Source organism: Streptomyces sp. NBC_00258, assembly GCF_036182465.1.
Classification (GTDB): Bacteria; Actinomycetota; Actinomycetes; order Streptomycetales; family Streptomycetaceae; genus Streptomyces.
On the sequence record NZ_CP108081.1, the window covers coordinates 9,219,156 to 9,238,993 of the forward strand.

The 19,838-nt window shown below is 69.8% G+C and carries 17 protein-coding genes; 12 read left to right on the forward strand and 5 right to left on the reverse strand.

All coding sequences use genetic code 11. The features are described from left to right. The first annotated feature begins 23 nt into the window (after positions 1-23). Positions 24-1,292 (forward strand): glycosyltransferase family 4 protein, encoded by a 1,269-nt coding sequence (locus OG718_RS41090; protein WP_143635933.1) that lies wholly within the window; start codon positions 24-26, stop codon positions 1,290-1,292. Then, positions 1,289-2,137, forward strand: coding sequence for a hypothetical protein (locus OG718_RS41095; RefSeq protein ID WP_373466276.1), 849 nt, complete (start codon positions 1,289-1,291; stop codon positions 2,135-2,137). Before OG718_RS41090 ends, OG718_RS41095 begins: the two co-directional genes overlap by 4 nt. Here OG718_RS41095 and OG718_RS41100 read toward each other — a convergent pair. Next, positions 2,126-3,301, reverse strand: a complete 1,176-nt coding sequence (locus tag OG718_RS41100; protein WP_143635931.1) for an epoxide hydrolase family protein — start codon at positions 3,299-3,301, stop codon at positions 2,126-2,128. The genes OG718_RS41095 and OG718_RS41100 overlap by 12 nt on opposite strands. A 63-nt stretch (positions 3,302-3,364) precedes the next feature. Here OG718_RS41100 and OG718_RS41105 point away from each other — a divergent pair, with 63 nt between their 5' ends. Together OG718_RS41105 and OG718_RS41110 are read left to right on the forward strand one after the other, a co-directional pair. Continuing rightward, a complete protein-coding gene (locus OG718_RS41105) occupies positions 3,365-4,357 on the forward strand; it encodes a helix-turn-helix transcriptional regulator (protein WP_328846573.1) in 993 nt (330 codons plus the stop codon). A gap of 327 nt (positions 4,358-4,684) precedes the next feature. Further along, positions 4,685-4,900, forward strand: coding sequence for an I78 family peptidase inhibitor (locus OG718_RS41110; RefSeq protein ID WP_143635928.1), 216 nt, complete (start codon positions 4,685-4,687; stop codon positions 4,898-4,900). 155 nt (positions 4,901-5,055) lie between these two features. Here OG718_RS41110 and OG718_RS41115 read toward each other — a convergent pair whose 3' ends face one another. Then, entirely contained in the window at positions 5,056-6,081 is a 1,026-nt protein-coding gene (locus OG718_RS41115; RefSeq protein ID WP_143635926.1) for a phosphatase PAP2 family protein, read from the reverse strand. Between the two features lie 237 nt (positions 6,082-6,318). Next, on the reverse strand, positions 6,319-7,488 hold the full coding sequence (locus OG718_RS41120; protein WP_143635924.1) for a glycosyltransferase family 39 protein: 1,170 nt from the start codon (positions 7,486-7,488) through the stop codon (positions 6,319-6,321). Between the two features lie 260 nt (positions 7,489-7,748). Here OG718_RS41120 and OG718_RS41125 point away from each other — a divergent pair, with 260 nt between their 5' ends. Both OG718_RS41125 and OG718_RS41130 read left to right on the forward strand, forming a co-directional pair. After that, positions 7,749-9,353 carry an MFS transporter gene (locus OG718_RS41125; protein WP_143635923.1) on the forward strand — a complete coding sequence of 535 codons (1,605 nt, stop codon included), beginning with the start codon at positions 7,749-7,751 and terminating at the stop codon, positions 9,351-9,353. A 229-nt stretch (positions 9,354-9,582) separates the two neighbouring features. Then, positions 9,583-10,791 carry an acyl-CoA dehydrogenase family protein gene (locus tag OG718_RS41130; protein ID WP_143635921.1) on the forward strand — a complete coding sequence of 403 codons (1,209 nt, stop codon included), beginning with the start codon at positions 9,583-9,585 and terminating at the stop codon, positions 10,789-10,791. A 49-nt stretch (positions 10,792-10,840) separates the two neighbouring features. Here OG718_RS41130 and OG718_RS41135 read toward each other — a convergent pair whose 3' ends face one another. Next, complete coding sequence (locus OG718_RS41135) at positions 10,841-11,284, reverse strand: cell division protein SepF (RefSeq protein WP_143635919.1); 444 nt, start codon at positions 11,282-11,284, stop codon at positions 10,841-10,843. 290 nt (positions 11,285-11,574) lie between these two features. Here OG718_RS41135 and OG718_RS41140 point away from each other — a divergent pair, with 290 nt between their 5' ends. Further along, a complete protein-coding gene (locus OG718_RS41140) occupies positions 11,575-12,747 on the forward strand; it encodes a DUF5685 family protein (RefSeq protein ID WP_328846574.1) in 1,173 nt (390 codons plus the stop codon). A gap of 94 nt (positions 12,748-12,841) precedes the next feature. Here the strand turns inward: OG718_RS41140 and OG718_RS41145 are convergent, their stop codons facing one another. Beyond that, positions 12,842-13,789, reverse strand: coding sequence for an ABC transporter substrate-binding protein (locus OG718_RS41145; protein WP_328846575.1), 948 nt, complete (start codon positions 13,787-13,789; stop codon positions 12,842-12,844). A 493-nt stretch (positions 13,790-14,282) separates the two neighbouring features. On the opposite strand from OG718_RS41145, the gene OG718_RS41150 reads away from it, so the two are divergent. From OG718_RS41150 to OG718_RS41170, 5 genes are all read left to right on the forward strand, one after another. Beyond that, complete coding sequence (locus OG718_RS41150) at positions 14,283-15,128, forward strand: amino acid ABC transporter permease (protein ID WP_143635913.1); 846 nt, start codon at positions 14,283-14,285, stop codon at positions 15,126-15,128. Then, positions 15,125-16,912: an FAD/NAD(P)-binding protein gene (locus tag OG718_RS41155; protein WP_328846576.1), complete on the forward strand. Its 1,788-nt coding sequence runs from the start codon at positions 15,125-15,127 to the stop codon at positions 16,910-16,912. Before OG718_RS41150 ends, OG718_RS41155 begins: the two co-directional genes overlap by 4 nt. A 43-nt stretch (positions 16,913-16,955) precedes the next feature. Beyond that, on the forward strand, positions 16,956-17,837 hold the full coding sequence (locus OG718_RS41160) for an amino acid ABC transporter permease (protein ID WP_328846577.1): 882 nt from the start codon (positions 16,956-16,958) through the stop codon (positions 17,835-17,837). After that, positions 17,834-18,625 carry an amino acid ABC transporter ATP-binding protein gene (locus OG718_RS41165; RefSeq protein ID WP_328846578.1) on the forward strand — a complete coding sequence of 264 codons (792 nt, stop codon included), beginning with the start codon at positions 17,834-17,836 and terminating at the stop codon, positions 18,623-18,625. Before OG718_RS41160 ends, OG718_RS41165 begins: the two co-directional genes overlap by 4 nt. A gap of 91 nt (positions 18,626-18,716) precedes the next feature. Continuing rightward, positions 18,717-19,688: an ABC transporter substrate-binding protein gene (locus OG718_RS41170; RefSeq protein WP_328846579.1), complete on the forward strand. Its 972-nt coding sequence runs from the start codon at positions 18,717-18,719 to the stop codon at positions 19,686-19,688. The last annotated feature ends 150 nt before the right edge of the window (positions 19,689-19,838 follow it).

A 19,838-nucleotide genomic window follows, 5' to 3' on the forward strand; every position in this document is an offset into this window, starting at 1 on the left:
ATGAGCCGGAGATACGGGGACGCATGCAGATCTCTTTCCTGATACACAACGCCTACGGAATCGGGGGGACGATCCGGACGACGTACAACCTTGCGAACACGCTCGCCGAGCAGCACGACGTCGAGATCGTCTCCGTGCTGCGCCACCGCGACGAGCCGGTCTTCGCGCTGGATCCACGCGTGCGTGCGCGCCACCTCGTCGACATCCGCCCGAACAGCCCGGGATACGAGGGGGACGACCCCGCCTACCGTGCGCCGGCTCAGGTCTTCCCGCGTGGGGAGGTCCGCTACGACCAGTACAGCGCTCTCACCGACCGCCGTATCGCGGACCACCTCTCGAAGGTCGACTCCGACGTGGTGATCGGCACGAGGCCGGGGCTCAACGTGCATCTGGCCCGCGAGACCAGACGGGGCCCGCTCCGTGTCGGCCAGGAGCACCTCACGCTCGACACCCACTCGGAGTCCCTGCGGACGGAACTGCGCGGCGCCTACCCGCGGCTCGACGCGCTCACCACGACCACGGAGGCGGACGCGGGGGCGTACCGCAAGAAGATGCGGCTGCCCGGCGTACACGTCGAGGCCGTCCCCAATCCGGTGCCCGCGCCCGGCATCGAGCCCGCGGACGGCTCCGGCAAGTGGGTCGTGGCGGCCGGGCGGCTCGCCCCGGTCAAGCGGTACGACCTGCTGATCAAGGCCTTCGACCGGGTGCGCGAGCAGCGGCCCGACTGGCGTCTGCGGATCTACGGCGGCGGCAAGCAGAAGGACAAGCTGCGCAGGCTCATCGACGAACTCGGCCTCTACAACCACGTCTTACTGATGGGCCCGGCGCATCCCATCGAGCCGGAGTGGGCCAAGGGATCCATCGCCGCCGTCACCTCCAGCCTGGAGTCCTTCGGCATGACGATCGTCGAGGCCATGCGCTGCGGTCTGCCCGTCGTCTCCACGGACTGCCCGCACGGCCCGGGGGAGATCATCGACAACGGCGTGGACGGACGGCTCGTTCCCGTCGGCAACGTCGGGGCCATCGCCGGCGGACTGCTCGAACTGATCAACAACGACGAGCTGCGGCAGCAGATGGCACACGCCGCGCTCAAGGACTCCGCACGCTTCGACCCCGCCCGGATCGCCGAACGCTACGAGTCGATCTTCGCCGGTCTCGTCCCGCGCGGCGGCGACTCGAGGATCGGCCGGATGCGCGGCTCACTGCATCGCACGCGGGGCGCGCTGCTCGGCGGCGCGTATGCCGTTCGGAATGCCGGACGGACCGTACTCGGGAAGGAGGGCTCCGCATGATGACGGTGGCTCCGCAGGCCTCGCACCGGCACTCCGACAAGGACGTGACCATGCCTCCGGGCGCCGACTGCATCGCCGACTCCGCGGGCGGGCTCACCTTCGACGTCACCGACCCCGGTCCGGGCGCCGAGACCGGCGACGCGCATCTCGTGCTCCGGCACCGGGACGGCCGTCAGGAGGTCCGGCTGCCGCTCACCCCGGCCGCCGACGGCCGGCTGCGTGCCGCGCTGCCCAGCAGCGTCGAGCTGCCCGAGGGCCGCTGGGACGCCTACGCCCAGGTCGGCGGCGGCGAGCCGCAGCGCCTGGCACCCGGCCTCAACGACCTGCGCTCGCTCGTCGACCGGGTGCCGAGCGGTGCCCGCGGCCATGTCGCCGTCCGTATCCCGTACGGCACCAAGCACGGCAACCTCTCCGTCCGCAGCTGGCTGCGCGCCCCGCACGCGGAGGCGGGCGAACTGCGCATCGGAAAGGCGGAGTTGGGCGTACGGGGCCAGGTGTACGGCGTCGAGCTCGCCCCCGACGCCCACGCCGAACTGCGCAGCCGTGAGGAGCCGGAGACCGTGGTGCGCGCCGAAGTCTCCCGGGACCAGGCCAGGTTCGGTCTCACGGTGGCCTACTCCGAACTGACGGAGGGCATCTGGGATCTGTGGCTGCGTCCGGCGGGGGAGACCGGGCCGCGGGTACGGATCGCCCGGCTGCTCGACGACATCGCCGACAAGAAGCCGATCTTCAGCTATCCGACGGTCACGCTGGAGACGGCGTACGGCCCGGCGGAGGCCGGGCCGTACTACACGAGCGACAACGACCTGTCGGTGACCGTCACCCCGGTGGGTTCACCGAAGTGAGCCGAAGAACTCCCTGATGTCGCCGGTCAGCAACTCCGGTACCTCCAGGGCCGCGAAGTGCCCGCCGCGGTCGAACTCCGTCCAGCGGACAACGGTGTTGGTCTCCTCGGTCCAGCGCCGGATCGCCACGTCCTCGCCGAAGTTCGCGACGGCGGTGGGCACTTCGGAGCGCGTGACGGGGAACCAGTCACCGCTGTGGCCGTTCTCGTAGTACATCCGCGCTGCCGAACCGGCCGTCCCGGTCAGCCAGTACAGCATCACGTTGGTGAGCAGTGTGTCCCGGTCGACCGCGTCCTCGGGCAGCTCGGCCGAGGAGTGCGTCCACTCCTTGAACTTCTCCATGATCCAGGCGAGTTGGCCGACGGGGGAGTCGGTCAGGCCGTACGCGAGAGTCTGCGGGCGGGTCGACTGCAGGACGTTGTAGCCGAATCCGTCGCTGGTGAACCGGCCGATGGCCGCGAGGCTCTGCCGCTCCCGGTCCGTCAGTTCGGCCTGGACCTCCTCGGCCACGGGACCGAGCGGGATGAAGCCGACGGACGCCGCGTTCACATGGACCCCGATCACCGACTCGGGGGCGATGCGGCCGAGCGCGGGCGAGATCAGCGCGCCCAGGTCGCCGCCCTGCGCGCCGTACCGCTCGTAGCCGAGCCGGCGCATCAGCTCGGCCCACGCCCGGGCCGTACGGCCGACGTTCCAGCCGCGGTCCTTCGTGGGCCCGGAGAAGCCGAAGCCGGGGATGGCCGGGATCACGAGGTGGAAGGCGTCGGCCGGGTCGCCTCCGTGGGCGCGCGGGTCGCTCAGCGGGCCGATCAGGCCGAGGAACTCCACGATCGAACCCGGCCAGCCGTGGGTCAGGATCAGCGGCACCGCGTCCGGCTCGGGCGAGCGGACGTGCAGGAAGTGCACCTGCGCGCCGTCGATCTCCGTCACGAACTGCGGGATCTCGTTGAGGGCCGCCTCGTGCTTGCGCCAGTCGTACGCGCCGCGCCAGTGGTCGGCCAGCTCACGGAGATACGGCAGCGAGGCTCCGTACTCCCAGCCCGCGCCCGGGAGTTCGTCGGGCCAGCGGGTCAGGTCCAGACGGGTGTGCAGGTCGTCGAGCTGCGCCTGAGGGATGTCGATCCGGAAGGGGCGGATCTCTTCGCTTGCGCTGTTGTCTGCCATGTCTCGTAAGGTACGCACCCTTGCGGACAGCTACTGTCCGCAATGCCTGGCAGACTCGGATTCATGTTGGAGACCTCGGCACGACTCCTGCGTCTGCTCTCGCTGCTGCAGGCGCACCGCGAATGGTCGGGCGCGGCCCTGGCCGACCGCCTCGGCGTCACCCCGCGCACGGTCCGCCGTGACGTGGACCGGCTGCGCGAACTCGGCTATCCGGTGAACGCCAGCCCCGGCACGGGCGGCGGCTACCAGCTAGGCGTGGGGGCCGAACTGCCGCCGCTGCTCCTCGACGACGACGAGGCGGTCGCCGTGGCCGTCGGCCTGCGCACCGCCGCGGGACAGGGCATCGAAGGCATCGGTGAGACCTCCGTACGCGCCCTCACCAAGCTCGAACAGGTGCTGCCGCACCGGCTGCGCCGGAGGGTCGGCGCCCTCAACGCCTTCACCGTGCCGATGCTGCGCGGGCCCCAGCCCTCCGCCGTCGACCCGGCCGTCCTGACCGATCTGGCCGCCGCCTGCCGGGACTCGGAGCGGCTGCGCTTCGAGTACCGCGACCACGGCGGCTCCTCGACCCGCCGCACGGTCGAACCGCACCGCCTGGTGTGCACCGAGCGCCGCTGGTACCTGGTCGCCTGGGACGTCGACCGCGACGACTGGCGTACGTTCCGGGCCGACCGCGTCACGCCCAAACCGCCCCACGGACCGCGCTTCACACCCCGGCAGCCGCCCGCCGACGACCTGGCCGCCTATGTGTCCAAGGGCGTGTCGGTCCGCGCGTACGCCACACACGCCGTCGTCCGGCTGCTCGTGCCGAAAGAGGAGGCGGCCCAGAGGATCTCGCCCTCGGCCGGGACGCTGGAGGCGGAGAGCGACGACAGCTGCATCCTGCGCACCGGCGCCGCGAGCCTCGACGTGATGGTGATCCACGTGATGCTGATGGGCGTCGAGTTCGAGGTGCTGGAACCCGTCGAGCTCGTCGAGGCGATCAGGACCGCGCGGGACCGGCTGACCCGGACGCTGGAGCGGGCTTCGCAGGAAGGGGAGCGTACGGCCTCCTGAAGCGTGGGTCTGTGCTTGAGCCATGCATTTCCTATGGTGTGTCAGCTTCCGGAACACACCCCGGAATCGGAAAGGAAAGGCGCGGACGCAGGGTCGGCATCGCGTTTTCCGGCCGAATATTCGGGCCGCGGTCGTGGTAGTCCCGGGTACTCCCGAATTACGTTCGAAGGCGGGCGGAACACGTACGGAACCGCTCGTACGTGTGACGGAGTTCGGCCGAAACGGGTGTCGTTGTCCTGTGACAGAAGCGTGACCGGAGAGGGACCGGTGACGGATGGTGGCGGGTCCGGGGTTCCGCCGCCGCATTGCGCCGCCTAACGTGGCGGCATGGCACCGATTCCCACTCCTCCCGCAGAGCCCTCGGACACTCCGGACGCGTACGTCGGACTGGAGGCGGGCGGCGCCGAGCGGCTGGCCCGTGAACGCGGCTGGTCCACGGTGCGGTCGCTGCCACCGGGCGCGATCATCACGATGGAGTACCTCTCGGGGCGGCTGAACTTCGAGGTCTCCGACGGCCGGGTGACGCGCTGCTGGAAGGGCTGACCCGCCGCCTGTCGTCCGCACCCCGTGAAGCCTGCGCATCCGAGGCCTGCGCATCGTGAAGCATGGGCAAGCACGGCGAAGGCCCCGGCTCCAGGAGCCGGGGCCTTCGCCGTGCGCGGGGCGTGGTGTGTGCGTACCGGCCCCGCAGTCCTTGCTCAGCCGCCCGTCAGAGGGCGGGCCGAGGTGGTGCCACGTGTCACTCGGTCGGACTGTGGAGGTCTGCGGCTTCCGATGGGCGTCACCGGGGTGCGCTCCGAGCGGGATAGATGCGGGCCCGGCGCCAGGTAGCCCTGCGGCCGGGGCGGCCGGGAGGCGGCCACCGGCTCGCGCACCACGGGCTCCTCGTCGCCGGCCGGGCTGCTGAGCGGGGAGAGCGCCGCGGGAGCGCCCACCGGGGCGGCCGGAGCGGGCGCGGTGCCGCGACGGCGGTTGCGCCAGGCGTCGCGCAGGTCGAAGATCCCGGTCTCGGCGCGCGCGATCAGCGGCTCGCACCAGGGCAGCGCGAGAAGGATCAGCAGGCCCGCGGCCCAGCCGAGCACCACATCGCTCAACCAGTGCGTACCGAGGTAGACGGTGGTCAGGCCGACGCCGAGGGAGACCACGGCGGAGACGGCCGACAGCCAGCGGCGGGCGCGCGGAGTCGAGGCCAGATAGGCCAGGATGCCCCAGGTCACGACGGCGTTCGCGGTGTGGCCCGAAGGGAATATGTCGCCGCCCAGCCACATCTCGTTCGAGCCGACGCTGGTCGCGTAGTGCGGACCGAGCCGGCCCATGCTCAGCTTCGCGGCGCCCACCGTGATGTTCAGCAGCAGCAGCGAGGCGCCCAGGACGAGCAGCGGGCGCAGGGTGTGCTGCCGCCAGGAACGCCAGCCCAGCCAGGCCGCGATCATCACGGCGGTGGGGCCGCGCTGGCCCAGCACCACGTAGTAGTCCAGGAACGCGTGGATCTCCGGCCACTGCTGGTACGGCCGGAAGAACATGACCTGCCAGTCGAACCGGACCAGCCACGACGTGATCACGATGGCCCACACGATGGCGACGTAGAAGGCGAGCGTGGACGCGAAGAGGACCACTCGGTGCCGGCTCATCCTGGGCACGTCGATGTGGGCCGGTCGTTCCGGCTCACGGTCCAGCCGGGCGAAGACCCGGTCCAGACGAGTCAGCTTTCGTTCGGTACGCACTCAATCGACGTTACAGCGAGTGAGCTGTGTTCCAGGCCGAAGCACCGTCTTTGTGATGACGATGTGATGTGGGATTGCTCTCAGGAGGGCGTTTATTTCCTTGGATTATGGAATCCCTCGTGCGCTCTTCCTTCCATTCGATTGATCATTCCAATGTGAAGTTTTGGGACGCTTTTGAATTCGTTCACCGAATGCTCGCACGCACTTCTCCGGCCGCTCACCCGCCACCCTGGGTGATCATGGCGGGCCGGAGCCGTTCAGCCAGAAGGCGCCGTACGCCGCCGAGACCACCGCCACACCGCCCAGCACCCACGCCGACCTGGAGGTTCGCAGCCGGGCGAGGGCCAGAGCGGGGGGCAGCAGCAGGGGGAAGGCGGGCAGCAGAAGGCGTGGTTTCGAGCCGAAGTAGCTCGACGCGCACAGGGCGAGCAGGGTGACGACCCCCGCGTACACCAGAAGCGGCAGCGGCTGCCGCTGCCGTACGCAGATCACGTACAGCCAGACCAGCAGGCCGACCCCGATGATCAGCGCGAGCCCGGCGAGGGCCGACGGGAACGACGTGAACTTGTCGACGACGAAGCGGGCGAAGGCGTACCCGCCGTCGAAGCCGTTGCGCCAGCCCGCCTGGACGTCGAGATAGCCCAGCGGCCCCTTCCCCGTGTGACTGCCGACCCACAGGACGTAGCCGGCGGCGCCGAGGGGCGCGATCAGCATCGCCAGGGCGCGCCGCCATCTCGGTGCGCCGGTCTGTGCCGGAACACCCCGCTCCCGTACGAACGAGGCAATCGCCGCCACCCAGACGGCCGCGACCACCGCCGCGCCCACCGGGCGGGTCAGGCCGGCCAGTGACGCGAGCAGGCCCGCGGTCAGCCAGCGGCCGGTCAGGACCGCGTACAGCGACCAGGCGGCGAGCGCCGTGAACAACGACTCGCTGTACGCCATCGACTGCACGATGCCGACGGGCAGCACCGCCCACAGCAGCACCGCGCAGACTCCGGCCCGGGACCCGTACACATGGTCCGCGACCGCGAAGATCCCCCAGGCCGCGGCGAGCGACGCCAGCGCGCTGACCAGCAGACCCGCGTCCGCGTACGAGAGAGGGGTGACCGCCGCGAAGGCACGCTCCAGCCACGGCAGCAGCGGGAAGAACGCCAGGTTCGAGTGCACGTCCCCGTTCGGCAGCCGCACCTCATAGTCGTAACCGAGCTCGGCGACCCGCGTGTACCAGAGGGAGTCCCAGCGGGCGGAGAGCAGCTGGTGCGGGCTCTTGTCCCGCGCTGCACTCCACACGGCCAGCGTCACCAGGCCCAGCGCGCGCACCGCCGCGTATCCGAGGAGAGCGGGTGCGGCACGGCGCCAGGCGGGTCCCGCACGGGGCGGCGCGACGGGCGTTTCAAGATCGGTCACGGGCTCGATTATCGACGCCGCCCGCAACCGGGGACCCCGGCGGGGCGTGCTTGACCACGGGGGAGCGTGGCGCACGCCACACGTGTCGACAAGGAACGTGAGAGGTCCGCCACCTGTCCTCCGTGGGAACTCGCGTACCCTGACCACTCACTCGCCTTTGTTGCGTGGGTCCGGGACACCGCTCCTCCTGGGCCGCAGCCGCAGGGAGTCCCCACCCAGCGGATCCGCCGAACGCGAGGGAACATCTGGGAGGTACGTACATGTCCGGGACGACCACGGCCGCTGCGCGTTGCCGTCGGGAGACCGGGGCCGGTGCAAACCGCTGGGTCGTCCTCATCGTCCTCTGCGTCAGCCTGCTGCTGGTCGCCGTCGACGCCACCGTGCTGCACGTCGCAGTACCCGCAGTCACCGAGGACCTCACACCCGGCGCGATAGAGCTGCTCTGGATCGTCGACATCTACCCGCTCGTCTGCGCCTCGCTGCTGATTCTCTTCGGCACGCTGGGTGACCGCGTCGGCCGCAGACGCGTTCTTCTCCTCGGGTACGCGCTCTTCGGCGTCGCATCCGCCATAGCGGCCCTCGCCGACACTGCGCAGGTGCTGATCGCGGCGCGCGCCCTTCTCGGCGTCGGCGGCGCGATGATCATGCCCGCGACGCTGTCGATCCTGCGGCAGGTCTTTCCCGACCGACGCGAGCGGGCCCTCGCGATCGGCGTCTGGAGCGCCGTCGCAGCGGTCGGCGCGGCCGTAGGACCGCTGCTGGGCGGGTTCCTCCTCGAACACTTCTGGTGGGGCTCGGTCTTCCTCATCAACATCCCGCTGATGCTCGTCAGCCTGCCCGTCGGCCGGCTGCTGCTGCCCGAGTCGACCGGTGACGGCGACGGGCCGTGGGACGTCGTCGGCGCGCTGATGGCCGCGGCCGGGCTCTTCGGCGTCGTCCTCGGCGTGAAGCGGCTCGGTGGCGGAGAAGCCCCGCTGAGCGTCTTCACGGCGGTGCCGCTTCTCGTGGGCGCCGGGCTGCTCGTCGCCTTCGTACGGCGCCAGCGACGGCGTCGGCATCCGCTGGTCGACCTGAAGATGTTCTCGCGGCCCGCGTTCAGTACGTCCGTGGGGTGCATCGTGCTCGCGATGCTCGCGCTCGTCGGTCTCGAGCTGATCGCCGCGCAGTATCTCCAGCTCGTGCTGGAGCTCTCGCCGCTGGAGACGGGGCTGCGGCTGCTGCCGCTGACCATCGCCGCGATGGCCGCGGGGCTTGTCGGGGCGAAGCTGCTGCAGCGGTTCGGGCCGCGGACCATGGTCTGTGCCGGGTTCTGTCTCACCGCCGCGGCGGTCGTCATGCTGACGGGGATGGGGAGCCACGACAACGCTCCGCTGCTGCTGGCCGGGTTCGTGCTGCTCGGGTTCGGGCTCGAGGTGACGCTCTTCGGGGCGTACGAGTCGATGCTGAGCGAGGCTCCGCAGGAGCAGGCCGGTGGGGCCGCGGCGATCGGGGAGACGTCGTACCAACTCGGCGCCGGGATCGGGATCGCGCTTCTCGGGAGCGTGATGAATGCCGCGTACTCGCCCGGACTGGCGTCCGTTCCGGGGGTCTCCGCCGGGGAGTCGGCCGCGGCTCGGCATTCCCTGGGAGAGGCGTATGAAGTCGCGGGGCAGTTGGGTGGGGGGCCCGGGGAGGCGCTGCGGCATGCCGCGCGGCATGCGTTCGTGCATGGGCTGCATGTGACGTTGCTGGTGAGTGCGGGGTTGCTGTTGCTGGGGGCCGTGATGGCTCTGCGGCTGCCTCGGGCCATGGAGTGCGGGGCGAGTGTCGAGGTGCCTGGGCCTCGGGAGGCGGAGTCTTCGCTGCGGGTGGAGTCTGTCGGCTGAGGGTTTGGTGTCGGCTGACAGTTTGGTGTGGTTGCGCTTTCATACATTTCCCGCCCGCACCGCCCGTTGAGGGCGCCATCCCGTGCGGGTTTCCCGTGGGACGTCTCGCCGTCGGCGGCCGCGGGTTCGTACGGGATGAAGCGAGCCTGGACGTGCGCGACACTGCGTCGTAACGTCGGGCCCTGCCCGTGGTTAACAGTGCTAGTTTTTCGTGCCGGAGGCCTCTGTCATGTCTGCTTCCTCTTCCCCCTCCTCTTCCTCGAAGCTGCCGCCCTTCGATCCCGCCGATCCGCTCGGTGTCGACGACCTGCTGAGTGCGGAGGATCTGGCGATCCGGGGGACCGTGCGGGCGTGGGCGGCGGATCGGGTGCTGCCGTATGTGGCGGAGTGGTACGAGAAGGGTGAATTGCCCGGAATCCGGGAGCTGGCGCGGGAGTTGGGGGAGATCGGCGCGCTGGGGATGTCGCTCGACGGGTACGGGTGTGCCGGGGCCTCCGCCGTGCAGTACGGCCTCGCCTGTCTGGAGCTGGAGGCCGCCGACTCGGGGATCCGGTCGCTCGTCTCCGTGCAGGGATCACTCGCGATGTACGCCATCCACCGCTTCGGCGGCGAGGAGCAGAAGCAGACGTGGCTGCCGCGGATGGCCGCGGGTGAGGTCATCGGGTGCTTCGGGCTCACCGAGCCCGACCATGGGTCCGATCCCGGGGGCATGCGCACCTACGCCAAGCGGGACGGCTCCGACTGGGTTCTCACCGGGCGGAAGATGTGGATCACCAACGGGTCCGTGGCGGGCGTGGCCGTCGTATGGGCTCAGACCGACGATGGGATCCGTGGGTTCGTCGTGCCCACCGACCGTCCCGGGTTCTCCGCACCCGAGATCAAGCACAAGTGGTCACTGCGGGCCTCGGTCACCAGCGAGTTGGTGCTCGACGAGGTGCGGCTGCCCGCGGACGCCGTGCTGCCCGAGGTCACCGGGCTCAAGGGGCCGCTCAGCTGTCTGTCGCATGCCCGGTACGGGATCGTGTGGGGCGCGATGGGCGCCGCGCGGTCGAGTTTCGAGACGGCGGTCGAGTACGCGAAGACCCGCGAGCAGTTCGGGCGGCCCATCGGCGGCTTCCAGCTCACCCAGGCCAAACTCGCCGACATGGCGGTCGAACTGCACAAGGGGATTCTGCTCGCCCATCATCTGGGGCGGCGCATGGACGCGGGACGGCTGCGTCCCGAGCAGGTCAGCTTCGGCAAGCTCAACAACGTACGAGAAGCGATCGACATCTGCCGTACGGCGCGGACGATTCTCGGCGCCAACGGAATCTCGCTCGAATACCCCGTGATGCGGCACGCCACGAATCTCGAGTCGGTGCTGACGTACGAAGGCACCGTCGAGATGCACCAGTTGGTACTGGGCAAGGCGCTCACCGGTCTCGACGCGTTCCGGTAGGCGAGTTCCCACCGCGGCGCCGAGAGGCGGGTCCGGTGAGCGGCCCTGCTCAGCTCTGGTTGAAGAAGCCGTCCGCGCGGCGGCCGGCGGGCTCCCCGCTGACGATCTCGGTGTCGGCGGGGGTCAGCAGGAAAACCCGGTTCGACACACGCTCGATCGAGCCGCGCAGGCCGAAGATCAGGCCGGCCGCGAAGTCGACGACGCGCTTGGCGTCGGCGGCCTCCATGGCCGTGAGGTTCATGATGACGGGAACGCCGTCGCGGAAGAGCTCGCCGATGCCACGGGCGTCCCGGAAGCTGTCCGGGGTGACCGTGCCGATCCGGCGGCCCTTCTCCTCGGCCGCTTCCGACGCCACCTTCACACGCGGATCCGTGACCCAGGCATCCCTGGCTCCGGTCTCGGATCCTTCGGCGTAATCGTCGTCGTAGTAACGCTCGTCATCGTTGTCGTCGACGAGGCCAAGCCAGGCACTCGCCTTGCGCACCGATCCCATGTGGACGCCTCCTCTCACAGCGGTCTTTCTTTTCTCCGCATCCCCATGGTCGTGCATGATGCGGATGTCGCGCCAAGGGGATAGACGCCGCGCGGGGGTTTCGTGACGGTACTGGTGCACAGCGAATTCGTCGAGAGGCCGCGTACCCCAAGGGTCGTGCCGTACACCGCTGCTGACTGAGAGTGAAATATGATTCTTCACGGCGGACGGGTGACGGCTGGGGCGTACGGGTGAACGGGGTGTCGGTACGATGCCGCAGCTCAACGTCGTACACACCACGGGGGATCGTCGTGTTCGGAATCGTCAGGCCATGCAGTCATCGGCTCGGGGAAAGCCTCAAAACCCAATGGATGGCGCATTTGTGCGGGCTGTGTCTCGCACTTCGCGGGGATCACGGACAGTTCGCACGGGTCGTCACGAACTACGACGGCTTGCTGATATCGGTTCTGACGGAGGCTCAGGCCGAGCGCGCCACGGGATGGCGGCGCACGGCGGGGCCCTGTCCATTGCGCGGAATGCGGAGCGCTTCGGTAGCCCAGGGTGAGGGAGCCCGGCTCGCGGCCGCCGTCTCACTGGTGCTCGCCTCCGCGAAGGTGCGCGACCACATGGCCGACGGGGACGGGTTGTTGGCCCGTCGGCCGGTGGCGCTCGCGGCCCGCCGGGTCGCCGCGAACTGGGGGCGGGCGGGTGCCCGTACGGGTTCCGACGTCGGCTTCGACACCGCCGTGCTGGTCGACGCCGTGGACCGGCAGGTGGGTATCGAGGCGCTCGCGGGGCTCGGCACCCCCCTGCTGACCGTCACCGAACCGACCGAGACCGCGACCGCCGCGGCCTTCGCGCACACCGCCATCCTGGCCGGACGGCCCGGCAACGCGGAGCCGCTCGCCGAGGCAGGCCGGCTCTTCGGACGGCTCGCCCACCTCCTGGACGCCGTGGAGGACAGGGAAACTGACGCCGCGTCGGGTGCCTGGAACCCGCTGACGGCCACCGGTACCTCCCTGCCGGAGGCCCGGCGGCTCGCCGACGACGCGCTGCACGGGATACGGCTCGCGCTGCGGGAAGCAGCGTTCACGGACGCGAAGCTGGCGCACGTGCTGCTCGCCCATGAGCTGCGCAACTCGGTGGACCGTGCCTTCGGCACCTCATCCTGCTCGCACCAGGGGGCCGAGCTGTACGGGCCGCCGCCGGGTAACCCGTACGCGCCCTCCGGGCCCGGTGGCCCGCCGCCGCCTCCCGAGCCGCCACGCCGTGACCGGCGCGGACTCCTCGCGGGCTGCGCCGTCTGGATGGGTCTGGCATGTACGTGCCAGATGTGCTGCTGCGAGTACGACGACCCGTGGAGCGGGGAGCGCAAGGAGGGCATCTGTCGGCGGTGCGACAACTGTGACGACTGCTGCGACGGCTGTGACTGCTGCGGGAACTGCTGCGACGGGTGCGGATGCGATTGCGGCTGCAATTGCTGACCCGCCTGTTCGTCACCGTCAGGCACGACGGCCTGGGGCCTGACGGTCTCGGGCCCGACGGTGACGAACAGGCGGTTTCAGGCCCGACGGCCGGTCAGTTCTTGAGCTCCGGCGGTGAGATCTCCGACTTCCCGATCGCCGAGCCGGTCGTGCCCCACTTCTTGAGGATCCGGTCGTACGTCCCGTCCGCGATGAGCTTGTTCACCGCGGCCTGGAACGCGGGGGCCAGTTTCGTGCCCTTCTTGAAGGCGAAGCCGACGTCGAGACGGTGGAACTCGTTGAGGAACTTCAGCCCTTCCTGCTGGGCGACGGCGTAGCGCAGCCCGTTGATGGTGCTCATCACGATGTCGCTGCGGCCCTGCTGGAGCGAGGACCAGACGGCGCCCTGCTCGTTGTAGGTCTGCACCTTGTACGGCCTCTTGCCGGCGTCGGAGCAGACGTGCCTGTTCTCCTCCAGCGTGGCCTCGAAGGTGGTGCCGGCCCCGGTCGCGACGTTCAGGCCGCACAGCTGGGTCAGGTCGGTGACCTTGTCCAGCTTGCTGTCCTCACGGGTGGCGAAGCCCTGGCCGTCGTTGATGTAGGTCACGAAGTCGATGGTTCTGCGGCGCTCGTCGGTGACTCCGAAGTTGCCGACGCCGACGTCGTACTTCCCGCTGTCGAGCGCAGGGAGGATCGCCTCGAAGCTCGCGGCCTCACGCTTCAGTTCGATGCCGAGGACCTTCGCGACGGCGGCCGCGAAGTCGACGTCCTGGCCCGCCAGGGTCTTGCCGTCCTCCAGATAACCGGTGCCGGGCGGTGTGCCGCCGACGCTGACGGCGAGGGCGAGCGAGCCGGTGCCGGCGGGGAGCAGCTTCGCGGCGGAGGCATCCGTTCTGAGGGACGAGACGACGTCCGTCGTCGGGATCTTCTGGGACGCGGCCGCGGCCTGGGTGTCACTTCCGCCGTCGGTGCCGGATCCGCATGCGGTGAGCAGCAGCGCCGCGGAAGTGATCAGGGCGAACGGGATGAAAAGGGCACGGCGGGGCCGTGAGGACGTACTCATGGCGTGCGGATCTCCTGGACAGAGGAGTGACTCTCCCGGCGAGGACAGCGGACGGGAGAGGAAGCGACGAGGAAGGAAACGGGGAGCTGGGAAGCGCGAGGGGAGGGGTGCGCGTGTGAAGGCGTGGAGAAAGGTGGGGAAACGCAGAAGGCGCCCGCCCATGAAGGGCTCGGGCGCGCAGGGGGTCAGCTCAACAGGAAGAGGACCACACTCGACCGAAGTCGATGTGGGAGCGCTTGACCAGCCACTGCTGCGGATGCATGAGAGCAAGTGGAACAGGCATCCGGTTTGGCGTCAACTGACGTGAGACGTACGGCTCACAGGGTGGACAGCCTTGACAGCGAGGGGAAACGCACCCGTACTCTCGGTGGACGGCCCTGCTGAGGGGCTCGGCCGTGCACGCCGTACGACGCCCCGGTGGCGTCCGCGTGTTCCGCGTGACCTGTGTGAAGGCACCACCCGTGTTCGACTCGACGTATCACGGAGCCTTCGAATGTCCTCGCACACCCTTGTCAAGGTGGCCGCGCCCGAAGACGCGGTTCCCCACCGCATCGTTCCGAGACGCCGCCCCGGCCAGTGGGCCGCCGCCGGCATCGTTCTGGTCCTGTTCGGGCTCGCCGTCAACTCCGTTGTGCGCAACGAGGCGTTCCAGTGGGACGTCGTCGGTGACTACTTCACGTCCGCCTCGGTTCTGCGCGGCCTCTGGCTCACCCTCTGGCTGACCGCGCTCGTCATGGCGCTCGGCTTCGCCCTCGGCGCGCTGCTTGCCGCGTTCCGGCTCTCCGCCAACCCCGTTCTGCGCGCGGTGAGCTGGGGATACGTCTGGCTCTTCCGGTCGATGCCGATCCTGGTGCAGCTGCTGTTCTGGTTCAACATCGGGGCGCTCTACCCGACGATCCTCGGGGTCAGGACCGTCAACCTGCTCGGGCCGGTCACGGTCGCGATCATCGGACTCACCCTGCACGAGGCCGCGTACGCCGCCGAGGTGGTCCGCGGTGGGATCCTCTCCGTCGACCGGGGCCAGATCGAGGCCGCGGAGGCGCTCGGGCTGAGCCGTTGGCGCCGCTGGTGGAGGATCGTGCTGCCGCAGGCCATGCGCTCCATCGTGCCGCCCGCCGGGAACATGCTGATCGGCACGCTCAAGGGCACCTCGATCGTCAGCGTGATCGCCGTGCAGGACCTGCTCTACTCCGTGCAGCTCGTCTACCACCGCACCTACCAGGTCATCCCGCTCCTGATGGTGGCCACGCTCTGGTACGTCGTCGTCACCTCGGTGCTCAGCGTCGGCCAGCACTACGTCGAGCGGCACTACGCGCGCGGGTCGGAGCGCACGCGATGAGCCGGGTCGCTGTACGTCCCTCGCTGGTGATCGTGGGAGCCGGGCCGCGGGGGACCGGACTCCTTGAGCGGATCGCCGCCAACGCGCCCGATCTGTACGGGAGTTCGGAGGGGCTCGACATCCATCTCGTCGACCCCCATCCGCCGGGCGGCGGCCGTATCTGGCGCGAGGCGCAGTCACCGCTGCTGTGGATGAACTCCGAGGCCCAGGACGTCACGATGTTCACCGACGAGACGGTCGACATGGCCGGGCCGGTGCGCGAGGGCCCCACGCTGCACGAGTGGGCCGCACTCGACGGACGCGTCTTCGCGGACCGGCAACGGCAGGGCACGTACATGCGCTGGGTCTACGAGCAGACCGTCGCCGCGCTCCCGCCGGGCATCCGCGTCCACCATCACGCCCGCCGCGCCCTGCGGGTCGTCGGTCCGCGCGAAGGGCGCCAGCAGGTGTGGCTGGAGGGCCGGCCGCGCCCGCTCCTTGCCGACCTGGTCGTCCTCACACTCGGCCATCTCGACGCGGAACTCGACGAGGAACAGCGCGAGTTGGCCGCGTACGCCCGCGCCCACGACCTCGTCCACCTGCCGCCGGACTTCACCGCCGACAGCGACCTGTCCGCCCTCGCGCCCGGCGAACCGGTGCTCGTGCGCGGCTTCGGGCTCGCCTTCGTCGACCTGATGGTGCTGCTCACCGAAGGGCGCGGCGGGCGCTACGAGACGGGCACGGACGGGGAGTTGACGTACCGGGCGTCCGGGCGCGAGCCCGTGCTGCACGTCGGGTCGCGGCGCGGAGTCCCGTACCACTCGAAGATCGGCTACGACTGGACCGGTGAACGGCCGCCGCTGCCACGGTTCTTCGGGCCGGGCGAGGTGGACGCACTGCTCGCGCGCCCCGGCGGCTTCGACTTCCGGCGGGACGTGTGGCCGCTCGTCGAGAAGGAACTGGGCTTCGCGCACTACCACCGGCTCTTCACGGCACACACCGAGCGCACGGACATGGCCTGGACGGACTTCGAGGAGAAGTACGCGGCCGGTGACAGCGCCGAGATCCAGGCCCTGGTCGCCTCGGCCGTGCCCGACACCGCCGACCGGTTCGACCCGGCCGCGCTCGACCATCCGCTGGACGGGGTGCGTCATGCCTCGTACGACGCACTCCAGGACGGCCTGCGGGCCTACATCGAAGGAGATCTGACCCGGCGTCACGACTCCTCGCACAGCGCGGACATGGCGGTCTTCCTCGGACTCCTGTCCGTCTACGGGCAGTTGGTGCGGCTCGGTGACATCGGGGCCTGGTGGCACGGCTTCTTCAGCTACCTGGCGTCGGGGCCGCCCGGACCGCGGCTGAGGCAGATGCTCGCCCTGTCCCGGGCGGGGGTGCTCAGGTTCCTGGGCGCCGGCATGACCGTGTCGGCCGCGGACGGCGTCTTCCGGGCCGGGAGCGCAGGCGTGCCGGGGGAGTACGTCGAGGCCAGGGCGCTCGTCGAGGCGCGGCTGCCGCATCCCACGGTCGAGCGCACGCGCGACTCGCTGCTGCGCGAGCTGTACGCCGAGGGGGCCGCGGCGACGCCCGAGGGGCTGCTCGCCGTGGACCCCGCCGACGGGCGTGTCCTCGACCGCTCAGGTGCCCCGCATCCGCGGCGTTTCGCGCTCGGACCGCACACCGACGCCCGGGGCTCCGGCGCGTTCACCCGGCCGCGCACCGGAGGGCCCGCCTTCCGGCAGAACGACGCAACGGCGCGCGCCGCGCTGGCCTTTCTGCGCGCGCTGTCCTGTAGCGAAGCCGCATAGCCCTTCCGTACCCCCGCTCACCTCCTTCGCCCAGAGGACTCCCATGTCGCTGACCAGTGATCCACCCCTTGCCAGAACATCCGCCGAGCCCGAGGACTACGGCGCGCTCAAGGTCGTGCCCGTGCGCCATCCCTGGCGCTGGGTCGCGGTGACCGTGACCGCCGTGCTGCTCGCCCAGTTCGTCCATGGGCTCGCCACCAACTCCGGCTGGGAGTGGGAGGTGTTCGCGGAGTTCTTCACCGCGGAGGTGATCCTCAAGGCGGTCTGGGTGACGCTGCAACTCACCTTCTACGGAACGGCGTTGGGCTTCGCGCTCGGCATCGTCCTCGCCTTCATGCGGCTGTCGGCCAGCCCGTTCCTGAAGGCCGTCTCCTTCGCGTACATCTGGGCCTTCCGGTCGATCCCGCTGATCGTGCAGCTGTTGTTCTGGTTCAACCTCGCCTATCTCTACAAGGAGTTGGAGTTCGGCATCCCGTTCGGGCCCGGCTTCATCTCCTTCGACACGATGGGTCTGGTCGGCGCGATGAGCGCGGCCGTGCTGGGGCTGGCCCTGCACCAGGCCGCGTACGCCGCGGAGATCGTGCGCGGCGGCGTGCTGTCCGTCGACAGCGGGCAGCTGGAGGCGGCCGCCGCGCTCGGTATCCCCAGGCTGCGGCAGATCCGGCGGATCGTGCTGCCGCAGGCGATGCGCTCGATCCTGCCGAACGCCGCCAACGAGGTGATCTCCCTCTTCAAGGGCACCTCGATCGTCTCCGTCATGGCGATCGGTGAACTCTTCTACCAGGTCCAGGTCATCTACGGACGCAACGGCCGGGTCGTACCGCTGCTCATGGTCGCGACCGCCTGGTACATCCTCCTGACCACCGCGCTGTCGGTCCTCCAGCACTACGTCGAACGACACTTCGCGAAGGGAAGCACCCGATGAGCGCGCCGCTGACCAAGGACGGGGCGGCCGCCCCGATGGTCGACATCAAGTCCGTGCACAAGAGCTTCGGTTCGCTCGAAGTCCTCAAGGGCGTCGACCTGGAGGTGTGGACCGGAGAGGTCACCGTCATCCTCGGCCCGTCAGGATCCGGCAAGTCCACGCTCCTGCGGACCATCAACCACCTGGAGAAGGTCGACCAGGGCTGGATCAGCGTGGACGGCACGCTGGTCGGCTACCGGCGTTCTGGCGACAAGCTGTACGAGCTGCGCGAGCGGGAGATCCTCAGGCAGCGCACCCGGATCGGGTTCGTGTTCCAGAACTTCAACCTCTTCCCGCATCTCACGGTGCTGGAGAACATCGTCGAGGCCCCGGTCTCCGCGCTGAAGCGGCCCCGCAAGGACGTCACCGGGACCGCGCGCGGGCTGCTCGACCGGGTCGGGCTCGCCGACAAGGCCGACGCCTACCCGAAGCAGCTCTCCGGCGGACAGCAGCAGCGCGTGGCGATCGCCCGCGCGCTCGCCCTGGAGCCGAAGCTGCTGCTCTTCGACGAGCCGACGTCCGCGCTCGACCCCGAACTGGTCGGTGAGGTCCTCGACGTCATCAAGGACCTGGCCCATCAGGGCACCACGATGATCGTCGTCACGCACGAGATCGGCTTCGCCCGCGAGGTCGCCGACACCGTCGTCTTCATGGACGACGGCCGGATCGTCGAACAGGGCGCCCCCGGCGACGTACTCGACCGGCCACGGCACGAGCGCACCCGCGCCTTCCTCTCCAAGGTCCTCTGACCTCGCCGAGGTCCTTCGAGCCTCCTTCCTCCTCCCTCCTCCACCTCTCTCCTCCTTTCTGCTCGTCCCTTCTCATTTCAGGAGTTCACCCGTGATATCCCGACGCGCCCTCGCCGCCTCCGTCGCCGCCCTCGTCGTCGCTCCCCTGCTCAGCGCCTGCGGCGGTGACAGTGACGCGGCGACCGGGACGGGCACGTCCGGAACCGAGAAGGCCGGCGGCGTCAACATCGGCCCTGACCAGAACCGGATCCGCGGCAAGAAGGTCGACGAGATCGCCGCGCTCGTCCCGGCGGCGATCCGGGGGCGCGGCACGCTGAAGCTCGGCCAGAGCGCCGACGCCTCGCCGCCACTCGGCTTCTACGCGACCGACGACAAGACCAGAATCGGCTCCGAGATCGACCTCGCGACCATCGTGGCGGACACCCTCGGGCTGAAGCTCGACAACGACGAGGTCTCCTGGGAGAACCTCTTCGTCGGTCTCGACAGCGGCAAGTTCGACGCCGTCTTCTCGAACGTCACCGTCACCGAGGAGCGCAAGCAGAAGTACGACTTCGCGACCTACCGCCTCGACAACATCTCGTTCGAGGCGAAGAAGGGCACCGACTGGAAGATCGACGGCCCCGAGGGCGTCGCGGGCAGGACCATCGCGGTCGCCTCCGGCACCAACCAGGAGAAGATCCTCGTCGACTGGAGCAAGCAGAACGAGAAGGCGGGCCGCAAGGCCGTCACCATCAAGTACTTCCAGAAGGACACGGACTACTACCTCGCCCTCCAGTCGGGTCGTATCGACGCCTACCTCGGCCCCAGCCCGTCCGCCGCGTACCACGTGGCCACGGCCGGGCAGTCGCAGGTCATAGGCACGCTCTCCGGCGCCGGCGACGACCTCCAGGGCAAGATCGCCGTCACCACGAAGAAGGGGAGCGGACTCGTCGACGCGTACGCGGCCGCCCTCAACCACGTGATCGAGGACGGCAGTTACGGGCGCGTGCTCAAGCGCTGGGGCCTGTCCGGCGAGGCCGTGCCGAAGTCGGAGATCAACCCGCCCGGCCTGCCGAAGATCTAGGGGATCCCACGGCCCCGGCGGTCACGACCGCCGGGGTGGTCGGGGGCGGTCGTGCCCCTTTGCCAGGAGCGCGGCGCGCTCCGGACGGAATACACCGGCGCGACGCCGCGCTCACACCTCGGGCCGGCGGAGCCCGTGTGGAAGGGTTGA